The sequence below is a fragment of the Thermaerobacillus caldiproteolyticus genome (assembly GCF_015326725.1).
Classification (GTDB): domain Bacteria; phylum Bacillota; class Bacilli; order Bacillales; family Anoxybacillaceae; genus Thermaerobacillus; species Thermaerobacillus caldiproteolyticus.
Genome location: NZ_CP064060.1, coordinates 2,951,453 through 2,968,471, shown reverse-complemented (window position 1 = coordinate 2,968,471; position 17,019 = coordinate 2,951,453). Strand labels below are relative to the sequence as shown.

15 protein-coding genes are annotated in these 17,019 nt (G+C 43.1%); all 15 read left to right on the top strand.

Annotation, left to right across the window (positions count from 1 at the left end):
- The 15 genes from ISX45_RS14865 (at position 1) to ISX45_RS14795 (ending at position 16,806) form a co-directional block, all read left to right on the top strand.
- On the top strand, positions 1–1,107 hold the full coding sequence (locus tag ISX45_RS14865) for an NADH-quinone oxidoreductase subunit C (RefSeq protein ID WP_194519336.1): 1,107 nt from the start codon (positions 1–3) through the stop codon (positions 1,105–1,107).
- 3 nt (positions 1,108–1,110) lie between these two features.
- A complete protein-coding gene (locus ISX45_RS14860; protein ID WP_181555397.1) occupies positions 1,111–2,211 on the top strand; it encodes an NADH-quinone oxidoreductase subunit D in 1,101 nt (366 codons plus the stop codon).
- Entirely contained in the window at positions 2,208–3,209 is a 1,002-nt protein-coding gene (gene nuoH, locus ISX45_RS14855; protein ID WP_194520724.1) for an NADH-quinone oxidoreductase subunit NuoH, read from the top strand. Before ISX45_RS14860 ends, nuoH begins: the two co-directional genes overlap by 4 nt.
- Positions 3,210–3,229: 20 nt before the next feature.
- Positions 3,230–3,649 (top strand): NADH-quinone oxidoreductase subunit NuoI, encoded by a 420-nt coding sequence (nuoI, locus tag ISX45_RS14850; RefSeq protein WP_181555398.1) that lies wholly within the window; start codon positions 3,230–3,232, stop codon positions 3,647–3,649.
- Complete coding sequence (locus ISX45_RS14845) at positions 3,646–4,158, top strand: NADH-quinone oxidoreductase subunit J (protein WP_181555399.1); 513 nt, start codon at positions 3,646–3,648, stop codon at positions 4,156–4,158. Before nuoI ends, ISX45_RS14845 begins: the two co-directional genes overlap by 4 nt.
- Positions 4,158–4,472, top strand: a complete 315-nt coding sequence (gene nuoK, locus ISX45_RS14840; protein ID WP_194520723.1) for an NADH-quinone oxidoreductase subunit NuoK — start codon at positions 4,158–4,160, stop codon at positions 4,470–4,472. The genes ISX45_RS14845 and nuoK overlap by 1 nt, the downstream gene beginning before the upstream one ends.
- Positions 4,473–4,614: 142 nt before the next feature.
- On the top strand, positions 4,615–6,471 hold the full coding sequence (gene nuoL, locus ISX45_RS14835) for an NADH-quinone oxidoreductase subunit L (RefSeq protein ID WP_194519335.1): 1,857 nt from the start codon (positions 4,615–4,617) through the stop codon (positions 6,469–6,471).
- Positions 6,471–7,997, top strand: coding sequence for an NADH-quinone oxidoreductase subunit M (locus ISX45_RS14830; RefSeq protein WP_194519334.1), 1,527 nt, complete (start codon positions 6,471–6,473; stop codon positions 7,995–7,997). The genes nuoL and ISX45_RS14830 overlap by 1 nt, the downstream gene beginning before the upstream one ends.
- A 5-nt stretch (positions 7,998–8,002) precedes the next feature.
- Positions 8,003–9,511 (top strand): NADH-quinone oxidoreductase subunit NuoN, encoded by a 1,509-nt coding sequence (gene nuoN / locus ISX45_RS14825; RefSeq protein ID WP_194519333.1) that lies wholly within the window; start codon positions 8,003–8,005, stop codon positions 9,509–9,511.
- Positions 9,512–9,582: 71 nt separating this feature from the next.
- Entirely contained in the window at positions 9,583–9,825 is a 243-nt protein-coding gene (locus ISX45_RS14820; RefSeq protein ID WP_194519332.1) for a DUF1146 family protein, read from the top strand.
- Positions 9,826–9,971: 146 nt separating this feature from the next.
- Positions 9,972–10,724, top strand: a complete 753-nt coding sequence (locus ISX45_RS14815; RefSeq protein ID WP_228485563.1) for a YwmB family TATA-box binding protein — start codon at positions 9,972–9,974, stop codon at positions 10,722–10,724.
- 31 nt (positions 10,725–10,755) lie between these two features.
- Positions 10,756–12,063: a UDP-N-acetylglucosamine 1-carboxyvinyltransferase gene (gene murA / locus ISX45_RS14810; protein WP_181555405.1), complete on the top strand. Its 1,308-nt coding sequence runs from the start codon at positions 10,756–10,758 to the stop codon at positions 12,061–12,063.
- 795 nt (positions 12,064–12,858) lie between these two features.
- Positions 12,859–13,893 (top strand): stage II sporulation protein D, encoded by a 1,035-nt coding sequence (gene spoIID, locus ISX45_RS14805; RefSeq protein WP_194519331.1) that lies wholly within the window; start codon positions 12,859–12,861, stop codon positions 13,891–13,893.
- Between the two features lie 129 nt (positions 13,894–14,022).
- Positions 14,023–14,928 (top strand): stage II sporulation protein SpoIIQ, encoded by a 906-nt coding sequence (locus tag ISX45_RS14800; protein WP_181555407.1) that lies wholly within the window; start codon positions 14,023–14,025, stop codon positions 14,926–14,928.
- A 264-nt stretch (positions 14,929–15,192) separates the two neighbouring features.
- Positions 15,193–16,806 (top strand): gamma-glutamyltransferase family protein, encoded by a 1,614-nt coding sequence (locus tag ISX45_RS14795; protein WP_228485562.1) that lies wholly within the window; start codon positions 15,193–15,195, stop codon positions 16,804–16,806.
- Positions 16,807–17,019 lie beyond the last annotated feature (213 nt).

The window sequence follows — 17,019 nt, the reverse complement described above, 5'->3', positions numbered from 1 at the left end:
ATGAGCGATGAAAAAGATTTACAGCAGCAAAAAAAAGAAGCAGCAGAACGAGCGAAACAATTAGCTCGTGAACGCATAGCTGCTAAAAAAGCCGCCGAGCAAACTGAACAGACGCTCGAAGAAACATCGGCCCATTCTGAAAAAGAGGCCAGTGAACAAGAAGACGACCTAGAACTGGCAAAGAAAAAAGCGGCCGCAGCAGCGAAGGCAAAGGCCGCGGCGCTGGCGAAACAGAAGGCAAAAGAAGCAGAACAAACCGAGTCATCAGTGGGAAGTGAAGATGACCTAGAGCTCGCAAAGAAAAAAGCGGCCGCAGCAGCGAAAGCAAAAGCCGCCGCTCTTGCGAAACAAAAAGCAAAAGAAACGGCAAATGAAGAAACGGATGATGACATAGCGAAACAAAAAGCGATTGCCGCTGCCAAAGCGAAAGCAGCCGCGGCAGCGAAAGCGAAGGCGGAAGCACTCGCGAAACAACAAGAGGGAAGCGGTACAGCTGCAAGTGATGATGAAATTGCAAAAGCCAAAGCGAAGGCGATTGCAGCGGCGAAGGCAAAAGCAGCAGCGGCGGCAAAGGCGAAAGCCGCAAACGCAGGCGGGGCGGAATCGCCAAAACGGGAGGAAACGCCATCACCTAACCAACCGTTGCTCGATAAATATGTGAAAGTCATTAAAGAGCATCTCGGCGATGACGTGTTAGAAGATGCTTATATTAATCGTCTTTCTAAAGATGTTCCTACTCTTGTGGCAAAAAAAGATACATATTACAAAATCGCAGAGTTTTTAAAATACAATGAACAGCTTGGGTTTGACTATTTATCGGAGTTACATGGAACCGATTTTGAAACGCATATGGAACTGTATGTTCACCTGTATTCGTACAAAAATCATCAGTCAGTTGCCCTAAAAGTGAAGCTTGATCGAGACCATCCAGAAATTGATTCGCTTGTGCCGCTTTGGCAAGGAGCGAACTGGCCGGAATGCGAAGCGTATGATTTACTTGGCATTCGCTTTAGAGGACACCCAAATTTAATTCGCATTTTTTTAGGAGAAAATTGGATTGGTCATCCGCTCCGAAAAGATTACGAACCGTATGATGTGGAGGTGTAGCTTATGCTTCGAACGGAAGAAATGCTTCTTAATGTAGGGCCGCAGCATCCAAGTACGCACGGCGTTTTTCGCCTCGTATTAAAAATCGATGGGGAAATTATTCAAGAGGCTACACCTGTCATTGGTTATCTTCACCGCGGCACGGAAAAACTTGCGGAAAACTTGCAATATACGCAGATCATTCCGTATACAGACCGGATGGACTACTTGTCAGCGATGACGAATAACTATGTCATTTGCCACGCTGTCGAAACGATGATGGGCATCAAAGTTCCGGAACGAGCAGAGTATTTGCGCGTCCTTGCCATGGAGCTCGGGCGCATCGCCAGCCACCTTGTTTGGTGGGGAACGTACTTATTGGATATTGGTGCAGTAAGTCCGTTTTTGTATGCGTTTCGCGAGCGGGAAATGATTATTAATCTACTAAATGAACTGTCAGGAGCACGTCTCACGTTTAACTATATGCGTGTCGGTGGCGTCAAATGGGACGCGCCGGACGGTTGGATTGAAAAGGTGAAAGAGTTTGTTCCTTATATGCGCAAGCAGCTTGCAGGATACCATGAGCTTGTCACAGGGAACGAAATTTTCCGTCAGCGCGTTATCGGTGTTGGGAAATATACAAAAGAAGAGGCCATAAACTATTCGTTAAGCGGCGTTAACCTTCGCTGTACAGGTGTGAAGTGGGATTTGCGGAAAAACGAGCCGTATTCCATTTATGATCGCTTTGATTTCGATGTGCCGGTACGCGATACCGGTGACTGCTTTGCGCGTTATGAGTGCCGGCTTGCCGAAATTGAGGAGTCGCTAAAAATTATTGAACAGGCGTGTGAACAATTCCCGAAAGAAGGGGAAATTATGGCGAAGGTGCCGCGTATTATTAAAGCACCGCCGGGAGAAGCGTTTGTCCGTATTGAATCTCCACGTGGTGAAATCGGCTGTTATATTGCCAGCGATGGAAAAAAAGAACCGTATCGTCTCAAATTCCGTCGACCATCGTTTTACAACTTGCAAATACTCCCAAAATTATTAAAAGGAGAAAATATTGCTAACTTAATTGCGATTCTAGGGGCGATTGATATTGTGCTCGGGGAGGTCGATGGATAATGGAGGAATTATTGCATTCTGCTCCAAGTTGGACGAACCTAGCTATCTTTTTTGGACTTGGGACCGCTCTTTTACTCATTGTGCTCGGCTTTGTCACATACGGGATTTTAGCGGAACGAAAAGTGATGGGATTTATGCAGGGACGTTATGGTCCAAATCAAGTCGGTGGTCGCTGGGGATTATTACAAACCGTAGCTGACGTCTTAAAATTGCTTCTTAAAGAAGATACGATTCCTAAAGCAGCAGACAAACCATTATTTGTTTTAGCACCCGTAATCGCTTTTGCGCCGGCGTTTATGGTGCTAGCAACATTGCCGTTTACAGATGAGCTTCAGTTTGCTGATATCGGCGTCGGTTTGTTATACTATATTGCTGTTTCCGGATTAACGACGGTAGGCGTTGTCACCGGAGCGTGGGCATCGAACAATAAATATGCACTGCTCGGTGGCATGCGGGCAGCAGCACAAATGATTTCATATGAAATTCCGCTCGTTATGTCCGTGCTTGGTGTCATTTTGTTAGCTGGCAGCCTAAATTTAAACGACATCGTTGAAGCTCAAAAGCACGTTTGGTACATTTTTGTTCAACCAATCGGCTTTCTCGTCTTTCTCATCGCTTCGGTCGCTGAGTTAAACCGAACACCGTTTGACTTGCCAGAAGCGGAGTCCGAGCTTGTCGCTGGATTCCATGTCGAGTACTCAGGATTCCGTTGGGCATTCTTTATGCTCGCTGAATACGTGTATTTCTTCGCAATGGCGGCACTTACAACTATATTGTTTTTAGGCGGCTGGCAGCCTGTTATGCTCCTTGATTTTATTCCGGGTGCTGTTTGGTTTTCATTAAAATTTAGCGCGGTTGTTTTTTTGCTAATTTGGTTCCGGGTTACGTTTCCGCGTCTGCGAGCCGATCAGTTAATGGAATTTGGTTGGAAAATATTACTTCCAGTAGCATTGGCCAACATTTTTATTACCGCGCTCATAAAGGGTCTATTTTTCTAATGAAATGAGGTGAGCATAACATGATAGGCTTGGCAAAAGGTTTAACGTATACCCTAAAAAATTTAACGAAGCAAAAAGTCACCTATGATTACCCGAACGAGCCACTTGCACTTCCTGAACGATTTCGCGGTATTCAAAAGTTTTACCCAGAAAAATGTATCGTCTGTAATCAATGCGCCAACATTTGCCCGACGGACTGTATTCAATTGACAGGAAAAAAACACCCTGATCCAACGAAAAAGGGAAAAATTATTGATACGTATGATATCAACTTTGAAATTTGCATCTTATGCGACCTTTGCACAGAGGTCTGTCCGACAGAAGCAATTGTAATGACGAATAACTTTGAGTTGGCAGAATACAGTCGCGATGCTCTATTTAAAGACTTAGCGTGGCTTGACGAAAATGATACGAATGTGAGAAAGGAGAATAAGCCGTGAGCGGAGAATATCTCGCATTTTTAGGGCTCGCGCTTGTCGCCATCGCCGGTGGAGTTATGATGCTCAATTTAACGAAAGTTGTGCATATGGTTGTTGCGCTTGTGTTTACATTTGTAAGCATCGCCGGTCTTTATGTTCTCTTATCGGCAGAATTTGTCGCTGCCGTCCAAGTACTCATTTATTCCGGAGCGATTACGATCATCATGTTATTTGGAATTATGTTAACGCGTCATCAAGACGAAGAGGAAACAACAACAGGGGGATTTTGGCGAAAAGCCTTAACGGCGTTAGCTGTGTTCGCGTTTGGCATTGCTGTCTATATCGGCATCTATCGTTTGGATTTTGGCGAGCAGGCCACACACCTTCATGAAAAAAATACGGAACAAATCGGAGTCGCCTTATACTCGAAATATATCATTCCATTTGAGATTACGTCGGTCATTCTATTAGTCGCACTTGTCGGGGCGATTGTGTTAGCGAAAAAAGAAGATGAGGAGGCGCAAAAATGATGAGCTCCGTTCCGTTATCCGCCTATCTTGTGCTGGCTTTAGTGTTATTTTGTATCGGGTTATACGGAGCACTGACAAAACGAAATACAGTCATTGTGCTCATCTGTATTGAGTTAATGCTCAATGCAGTCAATATTAATTTAGTCGCCTTCAGCAAATACGGGGGAAATCCGAGCATTACAGGACAAATCTTTTCACTATTTACGATTACAGTGGCCGCAGCTGAAGCAGCGGTAGGACTAGCCATTTTAATAGCGCTCTACCGCAATCGAAAAACAGTTCGTATCGATGAAATCGATTCGATGAAGCATTAATGGAGATGGTCAGATAGAGGAGCTATCCATATATATGGGGGATTTTTATAAAAACGAGTTCGGTATATCGAAAATGAAAAAGGGGTGTTCTCTTACTAATACTAAAAGAGATCGCTCTTTATAAAAAGGGGATTGTGATACAATGATGGAAAATGCTTGGCTTATACCGCTTTTTCCGCTCTTTTCCTTTTTGATTTTACTTCTTGTCGGCAAGAGAATGAAAGAAACCAGTGCTTATGTCGGCATTATCATGACGTTTCTTTCGTTTATCGGTGCTGTAGCAGTGCTTTTGGAACGGCTTGATGCACCGACGTATAAAGCAGAACAAGTATGGTTCACCATTGGCAGCATCAAAATCACAGCTGGTTTTGAAGTGAATGCACTGAATGCGCTCATGCTTGTCGTTGTATCGCTTGTCAGTTTTCTTGTACATATGTATTCAAAAGGATATATGCACGGGGATGATCGGTTTTCAGTATTTTATGCCTATTTAGGCCTGTTTACGTTTGCAATGCTTGGTCTAGTCATGTCACCAAACTTGTTGCAAACATATGTATTTTGGGAACTTGTCGGTCTCGGTTCATTCTTATTAATCGGTTTTTACTTTTACAAAGAGGAAGCAAAAGCGGCAGCGAAAAAAGCGTTTATTATGACGCGCATCGGCGATGTCGGCTTGCTGATCGGAATGATTCTATTATTTTGGCAAGCGGGTAGCTTTGAATATGATCATATTTTCGCAGCAGTCAAAGCAGGAAACGTTTCACAAACCATGATTACGCTATCAGCGATTTTGATCTTTATCGGAGCGGTGGGTAAATCTGGTCAGTTTCCGCTTCATACATGGCTTCCGGATGCGATGGAAGGTCCGACGCCAGTTTCGGCACTTATTCACGCTGCTACGATGGTCGCAGCCGGTGTATACCTTGTTGCCGCGCTCTTTCCGCTTTATGAAGCAAGCGAAACAGCAATGTTGACGGTTGCCATAGTAGGTGGTTTTACCGCAATTTTTGCTGCTTCTATCGGTTTGGTACAAACGGATATTAAACGCGTCTTAGCATATTCTACGGTAAGCCAGCTTGGCTATATGATGCTTGCTCTTGGTTCTGGAGGATATGTGGCAGGTATATTTCACTTAACGACGCATGCGTTTTTTAAAGCTTTGCTGTTTTTAGCAGCTGGAAGTGTCATTCATGCGGTTCAGACGCAAGATATTGAGAAAATGGGCGGTCTTTGGCGAAAAATGCCGCTGACAGCGCCTCTATTTCTTATTGGAACATTAGCGATTAGCGGCGTGCCGCTTCTATCGGGATTTTTTAGTAAGGATGAGATCTTGGTGGCGGCATGGACGCATGGGCATTCGGTATTATTTTGGATTGCCGTTGCGGCAGCGTTTTTTACCGCATTTTACATGTTCCGCTTATTCTTCCTTGTCTTTAGTGGGGAGGAAGGGCGTCACGAGGCGAAAGAGGTTCATGAATCACCGGCCGTTATGACGTTCCCGATGATCGTGCTTTCTGTTTTGGCCATTTTTTCTGGATACATCAATACACCGTGGTTTGGCACATTTCTCGGCGACTGGCTTACGGATGGGAGATTCGCTCATGAAGAAGCGCCAAGTTGGATTATGGTTGTGGCGACGGTTGTCTCACTGCTTGGGATCTTATTAGCGTGGCTTATGTACGGCAGACGTTCTTTAGCAAGAGATTGGCTCAGCTCAAGAGCTCCGCTCACATACAATGTACTTTTCAACAAATATTATATTGATGAGTTTTATGCAATGACGTTCGGCTATGTGACGAAATTCATTAGTGTATTATGCAAATACATCGATCGCTTTGTGGTGGAAGGGATTGCAGTTGCCATTGCCGCAATAACAAAAGCGATCGGAGCATTCGGTGCACGACTGCAAAACGGGCAAGTACAAATGTATGGAGCGGTGACGTTGATCGGTTTGACGATTCTTGTCGTCATTCTTGCTTTCACAGGGGGGTATTTATAATGAATGGAACGTACTTTCTTTCGCTGATCATTTTCTCCCCGCTGCTTGGCATTATATTGTTAGCATTTGTACCAAAGACGCAAGAGCAGACAATTAAATTACTCGGTTTTTTGGCAACATTGCCTTCGCTCATATTAGCGTTATTTGCCTTCGTCCAATATTTACGGGGTTATGACCTTAGCCGGTTAGCGGAAAAACATAATTGGATTCATTTTGGGAAGTTTTCGTTTCTCACAGAATCAACGTTTGCTGTTGACTACGAGCTGAATGTTGACGGGTTCGCCCTTGTGATGATCGTGCTTACGGCCCTTTTGGCAACACTTGCAGCGGTAGCCTCCATTCATATTAAAAAAGAATGGAAAGGGTATTTCATGCTGTTTCTTCTTTTAGAAATCGGCATGCTCGGCGTATTTGCTGCTGGAAACTTACTGTTGTTCTTCATTTTCTTTGAGATTACTTTAATTCCAATGTTTTTCTTAATAGGGAAATGGGGATATTTCGAAAAAGAAAAAGCAGCGTATAGCTACTTAATTTATAACGGAATTGGTTCCGCCATTTTATTAATTGTCATTTTAATTTTATTTGCTCGGACCGGCACATCGAACATTTCATTATTGAAAGAGATGCTACATAATCCGGCTGCAAAGGCACAACTGATTGCACCGATTTCTAATGATTTGCAATATGGTTTATTTATCGCGCTACTGGTGGCATTTGGGGTAAAATTACCCATTGTACCGCTTCATCGTTGGATGTTGCGTGTTCACGTTCAAGCGCCACCATCGATTGTTATGTTGCACTCAGGGGTGCTATTGAAAATCGGGGCATTCGGTCTCATTCGCTTTGGACTTGGACTATTTCCCGAGCAATTTCGACATTTTGCGTTATTCATTGCCATTTTAGGTGTTGTGAATTTGCTGTATGGAGCATTTTTAGCGTTCATTCAAGATGATTTTAAAATGGTACTTGCCTACTCAAGTATTTCTCATATGGGCATTGTCTTAATCGGGTTAGGAGCGCTCAATGAAGCCGGAATCCAAGGTGCGATTTTCCAAGTTGTGTCACACGGATTCATTTCTGCTTTACTGTTCTTGCTTGTAAGCATCTTTTACGAGCGAGTTCATACGACCATGCTAGGGAATTTAGGGGGAGCGGCAAAAGCGATGCCGCTAACAGCTGGATTTTTGCTAGCGGGAGCGATGGCTTCGCTCGGGTTGCCAGGAATGTCTGGATTTATTAGTGAGTTCACCGCGTTTTTAGGTCTATTTAAAGTAGCGCCTATCATTGCTGCTATTGGTACAATTGGCATTATTATGACAGCTGTTTATTTATTGCGTGCGGTATTAAACATTACGTACGGCACAGCAAAGCGTGACTACGGAGAAGTTGTCGATATTCAAGTGATTGAAATCGTTCCTGTACTAGTGCTTTTAGGGCTTATTATTTTCATTGGTGTGTACCCACATATTTTAGCGCATCCATTGCAAGCAACGATTGAAACGATGCTAGACGGGTTAGGAGGGTGAGAGAAATGAAGTGGGAGACTTTAGTTCAGTATAAATGGGGAATGATGACACCAGAATTCATCATTCTTGGTGTGGCGACCATTCTCTCGCTCATCGACCTATTCATGCCAAGAGGCAAAGATCGTCGGCTGCTTGCATGGTTTGCGTTCGTGGGAGTTGCGATTGCGTTTGTTTCTGTTATTGGACTTCTTCCAGCTAATACGGCATCCATTTTATACGATACGTTTCGCCTTGATGCATTTGCAAAAGCCTTTAAGCTCCTTTTATTGGCAGGAGCGGCGCTTGTTTTGTTGCTGGCGCTTGATTATAAGCCAAAAGAGGGGATAAAGTATCGCGGCGAATTTTATTATTTATTTTTAACAGCCTTACTTGGCGCGATGATGATGACATCAAGCGGAGATTTAATAACGTTATTTGTAGGTTTGGAACTTTTATCCGTGTCCTCTTATATCTTGGCAGGGCTAAGGAAAACATGTAGACTGTCAAATGAATCAGCGATGAAATACGTCATTAATGGCGGAATTTCAACAGCGATGACGTTATTTGGCATGAGTTATGTATTCGGATTAACCGGTTCGACGAACTTAAAAAAGATCGCGGTGCAATTAAGTACGCTCACTGATGGTGGTCAACAATATTTGCTTGCGCTGGCTTTTCTCATTTTATTCGTTGGACTGTCATTTAAGCTTGCGTCTGTTCCGTTTCACATGTGGGCGCCCGATGTGTATCAAGGAGCACCGACTCCGGTTACGGCTTTTTTAAGCGTTGTGTCCAAAACAGCTGGATTTGTCATTGTTTTGCGCCTATTTATTACAATATTTGCGGCTGCTCCATCGCATGGAAAAGACCCGTCATCAATGTTGTTATCCATGCAAGATTATATTGCCTTTTTAGCAGGAGCGACGATGATTATCGGAAATACGATTGCGTTAAAACAACGAAATGTCAAGCGTCTATTCGCTTATTCAAGCATCGCCCATGCCGGTTACGTCTTAGTCGGCTTTGCAGCGATGTCATGGGTGATGGTGGACTCAATATGGTTTTATTTCGTTGCTTATTTGCTCATGAATCTTGGTGCCTTTGCGATTTTACAAGTGATTTCAGATCAGTCAGGTTCAGAAGATATCAGCCATTTTGCGGGGCTTTATAAACGAAATCCGTTCATGGCAATGACAATGGGCATTTTCTTACTGTCTCTTGCCGGTATACCGGGAACCGCAGGCTTTATTGGAAAGGTAAATATCTTTTTAGGGGCGTTCATGACAGAACCAGCTCACTATGTACTCGCTGCTATTATGATTGCCACAACAGTCGTATCCTATGTATATTACTTTGGATTATTTACCCAAATCTTTTTCCGCCCGACAGCTGAGCATGAGCCTATCAAGTTGCCGCTTGGTGTAACCATTGTGGTTATTGTTTGCGCTGTTGGTACCATTTTATTTGGGATTATCCCAAGCCTGGCCTATAACTTTTTAGATCAATTTCAACATTTTGGCGATTTTCTTCAGTAACGTTACAATATATATAGAAGGGGCAAACTTCCCCCTTCTTTTTTCATCGGTCGAAAGGAGTGTCATACATCATGCTGCCAAGCCTTGGTCAACAAGCATTAGTAAGCATTATGGCCCACCTTGTTTTTATTGCGTTAACATGGTGGACGCTGCAAGGGGTGCATATTGAAAAGATTTTAAAGCCGAACCGTGTATTTCAAGCACGCCTGTTCTATATTTTATTGACGATTGCTATTGGTTCAACAGTCGGAAATTTTTTCTTGGACTACTTATCTTGGTCGAAGCAGTTGCCATTTATATTCGGAGGCGAGTAAAAAATTGGCTCGCCTTTTTTGCTGATGATGTTGAACCGAAATAAACGCAAAAACCCCTCATCTTTTTTCTGATTTTGTCGAGTTTTTTCGCGTATGTTCACTTCCAATCTGGCAACACTAACAATAAGGAGAGGAAGTGAAACGGTATGAAGATGAAAAAAAGAGAACTGATAATATTGGCAATCTTATTGACCATTATTGTGATGTGTCACTACTCCTTCGGCGAGGCTAAAGGGAAAGAGCCGCTGCAAGAAATAGAAAAAATGGCTCATGTATTACAAAAAAACGGTGCGCATATTCAAGAATGGACCATTTACACAAGAGAGTATATCCCAACCGTGAAAAATGATCAGGCTTTTTTGAAAAAGTTAAACGAGCTAAAGAAACAAAATAATCAATTTCGATGGACGTTAGAAACAGAACACGACATTCGTAAAGCAACAGGGTTGTATAAACATTCCTCCATTCAAGAAAAAATTCAACTTGTTACTACCGTCACAAACGAACAGCCCCAAACGTATATCCTCTATGAGGTCAAAGGATTAAATTGGAGCGAAAAAACTCGAAGAGAAGCGAGCGGAACCATAAAAAACACAACATTTCAACTCTTTACGAAACAGCCTACATTTTTCTCTTGTGTAAAAGGGGAATTCAGTGATAAGATGAAAGGTGTTTTGTTAAAACAAGCTTATCACCTTCTACATGAATTTCAAGCCACACCAATTGAAGCATTGCGGGAAGAGACATTTGTCTCCGTATCTGCATATACTAGGCAGTGGGAGAACGCTCTTCCGACCAACAGACATCCGATGAATATTCAGCTTGCATTACGAAAGGAAGGATTGGGCCAAAAGACTACGGTTGTAGTTGGAACCCCAATCATTACGATTGAATATTAATATAGAGAAATTGGACGCGGAGGGGAATACCTTGGAAAAAATCATCGTCCGTGGCGGAAACCGGTTAAGCGGCACCGTAAAAGTCGAAGGAGCGAAGAATGCCGTTTTGCCTGTCATCGCCGCAACCTTATTAGCGAGTGAAGGAAAAAGTGTCATTCATGATGTACCTGCTCTCTCCGATGTGTATACGATCAGTGAGGTACTGCGTTATTTAAACGCAGAAGTAATGATAGACGAAAATAAAATCACTGTAGATGCATCACGAGAGCTAAAGTTAGAAGCCCCGTTTGAATATGTACGCAAAATGCGTGCTTCTGTTCTTGTAATGGGTCCGTTACTTGCAAGAAATGGTCGTGCCCGCGTGGCCTTGCCAGGCGGTTGTGCGATTGGTTCACGTCCGATTGACCAACATTTAAAAGGGTTTGAAGCGATGGGCGCTTCCGTGAAAGTCGGGAACGGCTTTATTGATGCGGAAGTAAACGGAAAACTTCGCGGGGCAAAGATTTACTTAGATTTTCCAAGTGTGGGAGCAACAGAAAATATCATGATGGCTGCCGTGTTGGCAGAAGGAACAACTATCATTGAAAACTGTGCTAAGGAGCCAGAAATTGTTGATTTGGCCAACTTTTTAAACGCAATGGGAGCGAAAGTGCGCGGTGCCGGAACAGGAACAATTCGTATTGAAGGGGTAGAAAAGTTAAGCGGCACAACACATACTGTCATTCCTGATCGCATCGAAGCAGGTACGTTCATGGTAGCGGCAGCTATTACAGGAGGAAACGTCCTTGTTCAAGGTGCTGTTCCAGAGCATTTGAGCTCACTAATTGCGAAAATGGAAGAAATGGGTGTAACCATTATTGAGGAAGAGAACGGTTTACGCGTCATCGGCCCAGAAAAATTAAAAGCCGTCGACATCAAAACGATGCCGCATCCAGGGTTTCCAACTGATATGCAATCACAAATGATGGCATTATTGTTAAAAGCAGAAGGAACTAGCATGATTACGGAAACGGTATTTGAAAACCGTTTTATGCACGTCGAAGAATTTCGTCGTATGAACGCAGACATTAAAATTGAAGGGCGCTCTGTTATCATTAACGGACCTTGTAACCTACAAGGGGCCGAAGTAGCAGCGACTGATTTGCGTGCAGCGGCTGCGTTAATTTTAGCAGGATTAGCTGCAGAAGGGTACACCCGTGTAACGGAGTTGAAGCATCTTGATCGCGGCTATGTTCGTTTTCATGAAAAATTAGCTGCTCTTGGTGCTGATATCGAGCGTATCAATGAAGAAAGCAATATTGCTGTCGAGGATGCCAAGGTAAAGGATCTCAACCTCTAAGACAAAGAAAAACGACCGTCAACTACGTAAAAAACAGTAGTGAATGGTCGTTTTTAATTTTCCGTTTGTTTTCGCCAAGAGAAGAAGAGTTGTGATACAGTTATAAAAAGCAATTTATGTTAGAAAGAAGGTTGAATGGATAGAAGAGCCTTTGAAGCGGTTTATTTATGGTGCAGATGAAAGATTTGGCTGATTGAACAATGTAGAAATTCGGTTAAATGTATTAGAAAAAGTTTAAGAGAAGAACAAGAACGGACATTAATGTATAGTAGCATAACAGTCAGTGATGTGCTGACGATATTAACGAATAAGTACTGAAGAAACGCTAAGATATTAGTCTACTAGCGGAAGAACAGCAAGTCATATCCCAGCGCATTAGCTACATAATATCACGGAATGCGTCAGGAATCGGTCTTTTATTATATGGCAGATTAATAAGAGAAAGAGAATTTGAAATACGCGAATTGAGGTGAGAAGCTGTTTCAAACATGCAGAAAAAGTGGGCGAGCAGTATTGGGAAGTGATAGAGCTGGTCGCAGCGAGAATTCAGTAGGAAGTACGAACTCAAAGAGAAGTTCTTTTTGTTCTTTCCATCCTATTGATAGATCACTAAAAGAAGTTGTCATATATACTTGTCCAAGCCCATAACTATGTAATAACGAAACGGCAGCCATTACTCTGATGGCGACCGTTTATTTATGCAAGCACATATGACCGCGCCTGCAAGATCGCCGGAAAAAGGATGATTTCGTCCTTATGCTTGCGCTTGAAAAATTCATATTGGGGGCTCGGACTATGAAACGTGTAAAACCACTCATCGTACTAGTTTCTTTTTTATTTTTCGTTGTATTACTTATCCCGACTCTATTAGTCATTCCGTTTAGCGACAAAGAGGACGGGAAACTAGCTGAAGAGCTTCGTAAGCAGCAGGCAGTGCAGACGGTCAAAGCTAAAACGCAAGAAAGGGGACCGGCTGTAGAGGTAGCAGTGTACCGCAGCAAAGAAAAACGTATTGAGCATATTCCGCTTGAGCAGTATGTGATCGGTGTCGTCGCAGCGGAAATGCCGGCTGAATTTGAAATGGAGGCACTTAAGGCGCAAGCACTAACAGCAAGAACCTATATTGTCAAACAAATGCTTAATGATCAACCAATTAGTTTGCCAAAAGGAGCCAATGTCACCGATACAATCATGCATCAAGTCTATTACAGCAATGAAGAGTTAAAACAGCTTTGGGGCAATGACTACGACTGGAAAATAAAAAAAATCACCGAAGCGGTGGAAGCAACTCGTGGACAGATTTTGACGTATAATAATGTTCCTATTGAAGCTTCGTTTTTCTCGACAAGCAACGGCTTTACGGAGAACTCAGAAGCATATTGGGAAAATGAATTCCCTTACTTAAAAAGTGTAGCGAGTCCGTGGGATAAACAGTCGCCGAAATTTTACAACCAAACAGTTATGTCGGTTGCTGAATTTCAACAAAAATTAGGAGTCACTTTGCCGAAAGACGGGTCCGTCGGTGTTGTCATTTCACGAACACCGGGAAAACGTGTGGATGTTGTTGAAATTAATGGAAAGCGGTTCAAGGGAAGAGAAGTGCGTGAAAAACTAGATTTAAAGTCGACGGATTTTACATGGGTACGTAAAGGGGATGAAATTGTTATTACAACAAAAGGATATGGACACGGTGTTGGTATGAGTCAATACGGAGCGAATTTTATGGCAAAGGAAGGAAAAACGTATGATCAAATTGTAAAGTACTACTATCAAGGCGTGACTATTTCCTCAGCAACAGCTTTTTTAAACAAGCTCACCGTGAAAAAGTAGAGCGAGGCGTATTTCCGCCTCTTTTTTTTGCATAAAATCACCCTTTTTTCAAAAAATAAATGAAAAAATAGTTTGATCATGTATATATTTTCCTCTTTCTGTTCAAAATGGTTGCTGAGGTGATGAATAATGAGAGAGGAAGAAAAGAAACAAACTTCTCCGACAAGACCAAGTTTACAGCGTTTGCTCAGAAAGCGTTGGGTGTTTCCAGCCATTTATTTAACGAGTGCTGCGTTAATTTTAGCAGGAGTACTTTGGTTCCAAAACAAAAATGACGGAAAAGTGGCAAAAGATGAGTATGAATATAGCCAAGACGTTCCGGGAACATCTCATCACAATGATCCAGCCGTCCCAGTTAATGAAGCAGTTGAAAATTTTGTGATGCCAGTCCTTGATCCAAACACTGTCGAAATTCAAAAACCATTCTATGATGACACCGCATCAAAAGAAGAACAGGAAGCAGCCCTTGTCTTTTATAATAATACGTATCATCCAAACCGCGGGATCGACATTGCCACGAAGGACGGCAAAACATTTGATGTTACCGCCTCTTTAAGCGGTACTGTGACAAAGGCAGAAAAGGACCCGATTTTAGGTTATGTGGTGGAGATTGAGCATGACAAAGGCGTTACGACTGTTTATCAATCTCTTGCAGACCTAAAAGTTAAATCTGGTGATAGCGTTAAACAAGGACAAGTCATCGGCAAAGCGGGACAAAGCCAATTTAATCAAGAGGCAGGCATTCATGCCCACTTTGAAATTCGCAAAGACGGCAAGCCGGTAAACCCAATCGATTACTTTGATAAACCGGTCACTGCTTTAACTGAACAAAAGGCTGGAGAGCAAAACGCAACTGACCAAAACAGTGAGCAAACAACAGATGAACAATCTCAAACAGATAAACAATCACAATCTGACGAAGAAACTCAATCGAAAGATCAATCAACAGATGAGAATACAACAACAGCACCAAATGAACAAGAGCCATCTTCTTCTAAAACGCCAGACGCTTCCATTGGAATGGCAAGAGCGTAATTTTTAGTTCAAAAAGAATCACCTACTCCTTCTCGTAAATGAAGAAGGGGTAGGTGATTTTTTTCATAACATACATACTCAAAATAGAAAAGGAAAAACATTTCGTGAGTCGAATAAGGAATGGTATATAAACGAAAAAGCAACTAGGTCATCTAGTGAGTACGCCAAAAGGATGTCGGTATTCCATACGCGATGTCCAATCATAAACGGAAAAAATCACTATGTTGTTTAGTAGGATGATGAGAAGAAAAAGGAGAGGAGACGATGCTGCAGCTTGATTATTTGCACTACCCATATTCTTCACAACGGATGACGACGTTTGCCGCCAATGGAATGGTCGCTACGTCGCAACCGTTAGCAGCTCAAGCAGGGCTGGATATTTTAAAAAAAGGCGGCAATGCCATTGATGCGGCGATTGCCACCGCAGCATGTTTGACAGTTGTTGAGCCGACTTCAAACGGAATTGGCGGCGATGCATTTGCACTTGTTTGGGTGAACGGGGAACTTCATGGATTGAATGCAAGCGGCTATTCGCCAAAAGCAATATCGATTGAAGCGGTAAAAGAACGGGGATATAATGAAATGCCAAAACATGGATGGGTCCCTGTGACTGTTCCGGGAGCCCCGGCGGCTTGGGTCGCTTTGTCAAAGAGGTTTGGAAGACTGCCGCTAACGGAAGTATTAAAACCAGCCGTTGAATATGCAGAAAATGGTTATCCGATTTCACCGATATTAGGGAAGTACTGGAACTACGCGTTTCGTGAGTTTCAAACTTATCTGAAGGGGCCCGAATTTGCAAGCTGGTTTGAAACATTTGCTCCTCGAGGGAGAGCGCCGAAAATCGGGGAAGTTTGGGCTTCGAAAGACCATGCTGATACATTGCGTTCCATCGCAAAAACAGAGGGCGAAAGTTTTTACCGAGGAGAATTAGCAGAAAAAATTGCTGCGTATTCAAAACAATATCATGGTTTTTTATCTTTCGACGATTTAGCCGAATACGAAGTCGAGTGGGTCAAACCGATTTCCGTTCATTATCGGGGTTACGATGTATGGGAGATTCCCCCTAACGGGCAAGGATTGATTGCGTTAATGGCATTGAATATCATGAAGGAATTTGACATTCCTAATATCCCAACAATAGAGACATACCATCAACAAATCGAAGCGATGAAACTGGCCTTTGTAGATGGACAAACATACATTACCGATGCTCGTTACATGAAGCACTCTGTCGATGAGCTATTATCAGAGGAATTTGCCCGGTCAAGACGAAAGCTGATTGGCGAAGAAGCGTTATTTCCTGAACCGGGGACGCCGTCAAAAGGGGGGACGGTTTATTTAGCAACAGCTGATCGAGAAGGCAATATGGTTTCCTTTATTCAAAGCAACTACATGGGCTTTGGCTCCGGTCTAGTCGTGCCGGGAACAGGAATCGCTTTACAAAACCGCGGACATAATTTTTCCCTCAATGAAACACACGATAATCGGTTAGCACCGCGAAAGAAAACGTATCATACGATTATTCCGGGATTTCTTACAAAAGGAAAGGAACCGATAGGACCATTCGGTGTCATGGGCGGCTTTATGCAGCCGCAAGGGCATTTGCAAGTGGTGATGAATACGATCGACTTTCATTTAAACCCGCAAGCGGCGTTAGATGCACCAAGATGGCAATGGATAGAAGGGAAAAAGATTCTCGTCGAGCATCACTTTCCTCACGACATCGCTCAGGCCTTAGCCCGAAAAGGACACGACATTCACGTCGCCCTCGATTCAGGTGCATTCGGACGCGGACAAATTATTTGGCGCGATCCGCATACAGGAGTGTTGGCTGGAGGTACAGAAGCCCGTACTGACGGAATGGTTGCTGCTTGGTAGTTTGGTGAAAAAAGCATAAAGGGTTGAACGAAAAAACGAACCTGCCTTTTACATCAAGGCAGGTTTTCATAACCTTAATAATGCAATGTTATGTGAATCAGTAAGACATTCCGCTTTTTTATCCCGCAATGTTTGTTGAAAACTAATCTTCATTCTTGAGGCGGTACGTACCTTTGCCGGGGACAGACGTTGCTTTCAGCGTTAAAGCGATGA

Coding starts and splice junctions, on each gene's coding strand:
- ISX45_RS14865 (WP_194519336.1), top strand. CDS start 1: ATGAGCGATGAAAAAGATTTACAGCAGCAAAAAAAAGAAGCAGCAGAA.
- ISX45_RS14860 (WP_181555397.1), top strand. CDS start 1,111: ATGCTTCGAACGGAAGAAATGCTTCTTAATGTAGGGCCGCAGCATCCA.
- nuoI (WP_181555398.1), top strand. CDS start 3,230: ATGATAGGCTTGGCAAAAGGTTTAACGTATACCCTAAAAAATTTAACG.
- nuoK (WP_194520723.1), top strand. CDS start 4,158: ATGAGCTCCGTTCCGTTATCCGCCTATCTTGTGCTGGCTTTAGTGTTA.
- nuoL (WP_194519335.1), top strand. CDS start 4,615: ATGATGGAAAATGCTTGGCTTATACCGCTTTTTCCGCTCTTTTCCTTT.
- ISX45_RS14830 (WP_194519334.1), top strand. CDS start 6,471: ATGAATGGAACGTACTTTCTTTCGCTGATCATTTTCTCCCCGCTGCTT.
- nuoN (WP_194519333.1), top strand. CDS start 8,003: ATGAAGTGGGAGACTTTAGTTCAGTATAAATGGGGAATGATGACACCA.
- ISX45_RS14820 (WP_194519332.1), top strand. CDS start 9,583: ATGCTGCCAAGCCTTGGTCAACAAGCATTAGTAAGCATTATGGCCCAC.
- ISX45_RS14815 (WP_228485563.1), top strand. CDS start 9,972: ATGAAGATGAAAAAAAGAGAACTGATAATATTGGCAATCTTATTGACC.
- spoIID (WP_194519331.1), top strand. CDS start 12,859: ATGAAACGTGTAAAACCACTCATCGTACTAGTTTCTTTTTTATTTTTC.
- ISX45_RS14800 (WP_181555407.1), top strand. CDS start 14,023: ATGAGAGAGGAAGAAAAGAAACAAACTTCTCCGACAAGACCAAGTTTA.
- ISX45_RS14795 (WP_228485562.1), top strand. CDS start 15,193: ATGCTGCAGCTTGATTATTTGCACTACCCATATTCTTCACAACGGATG.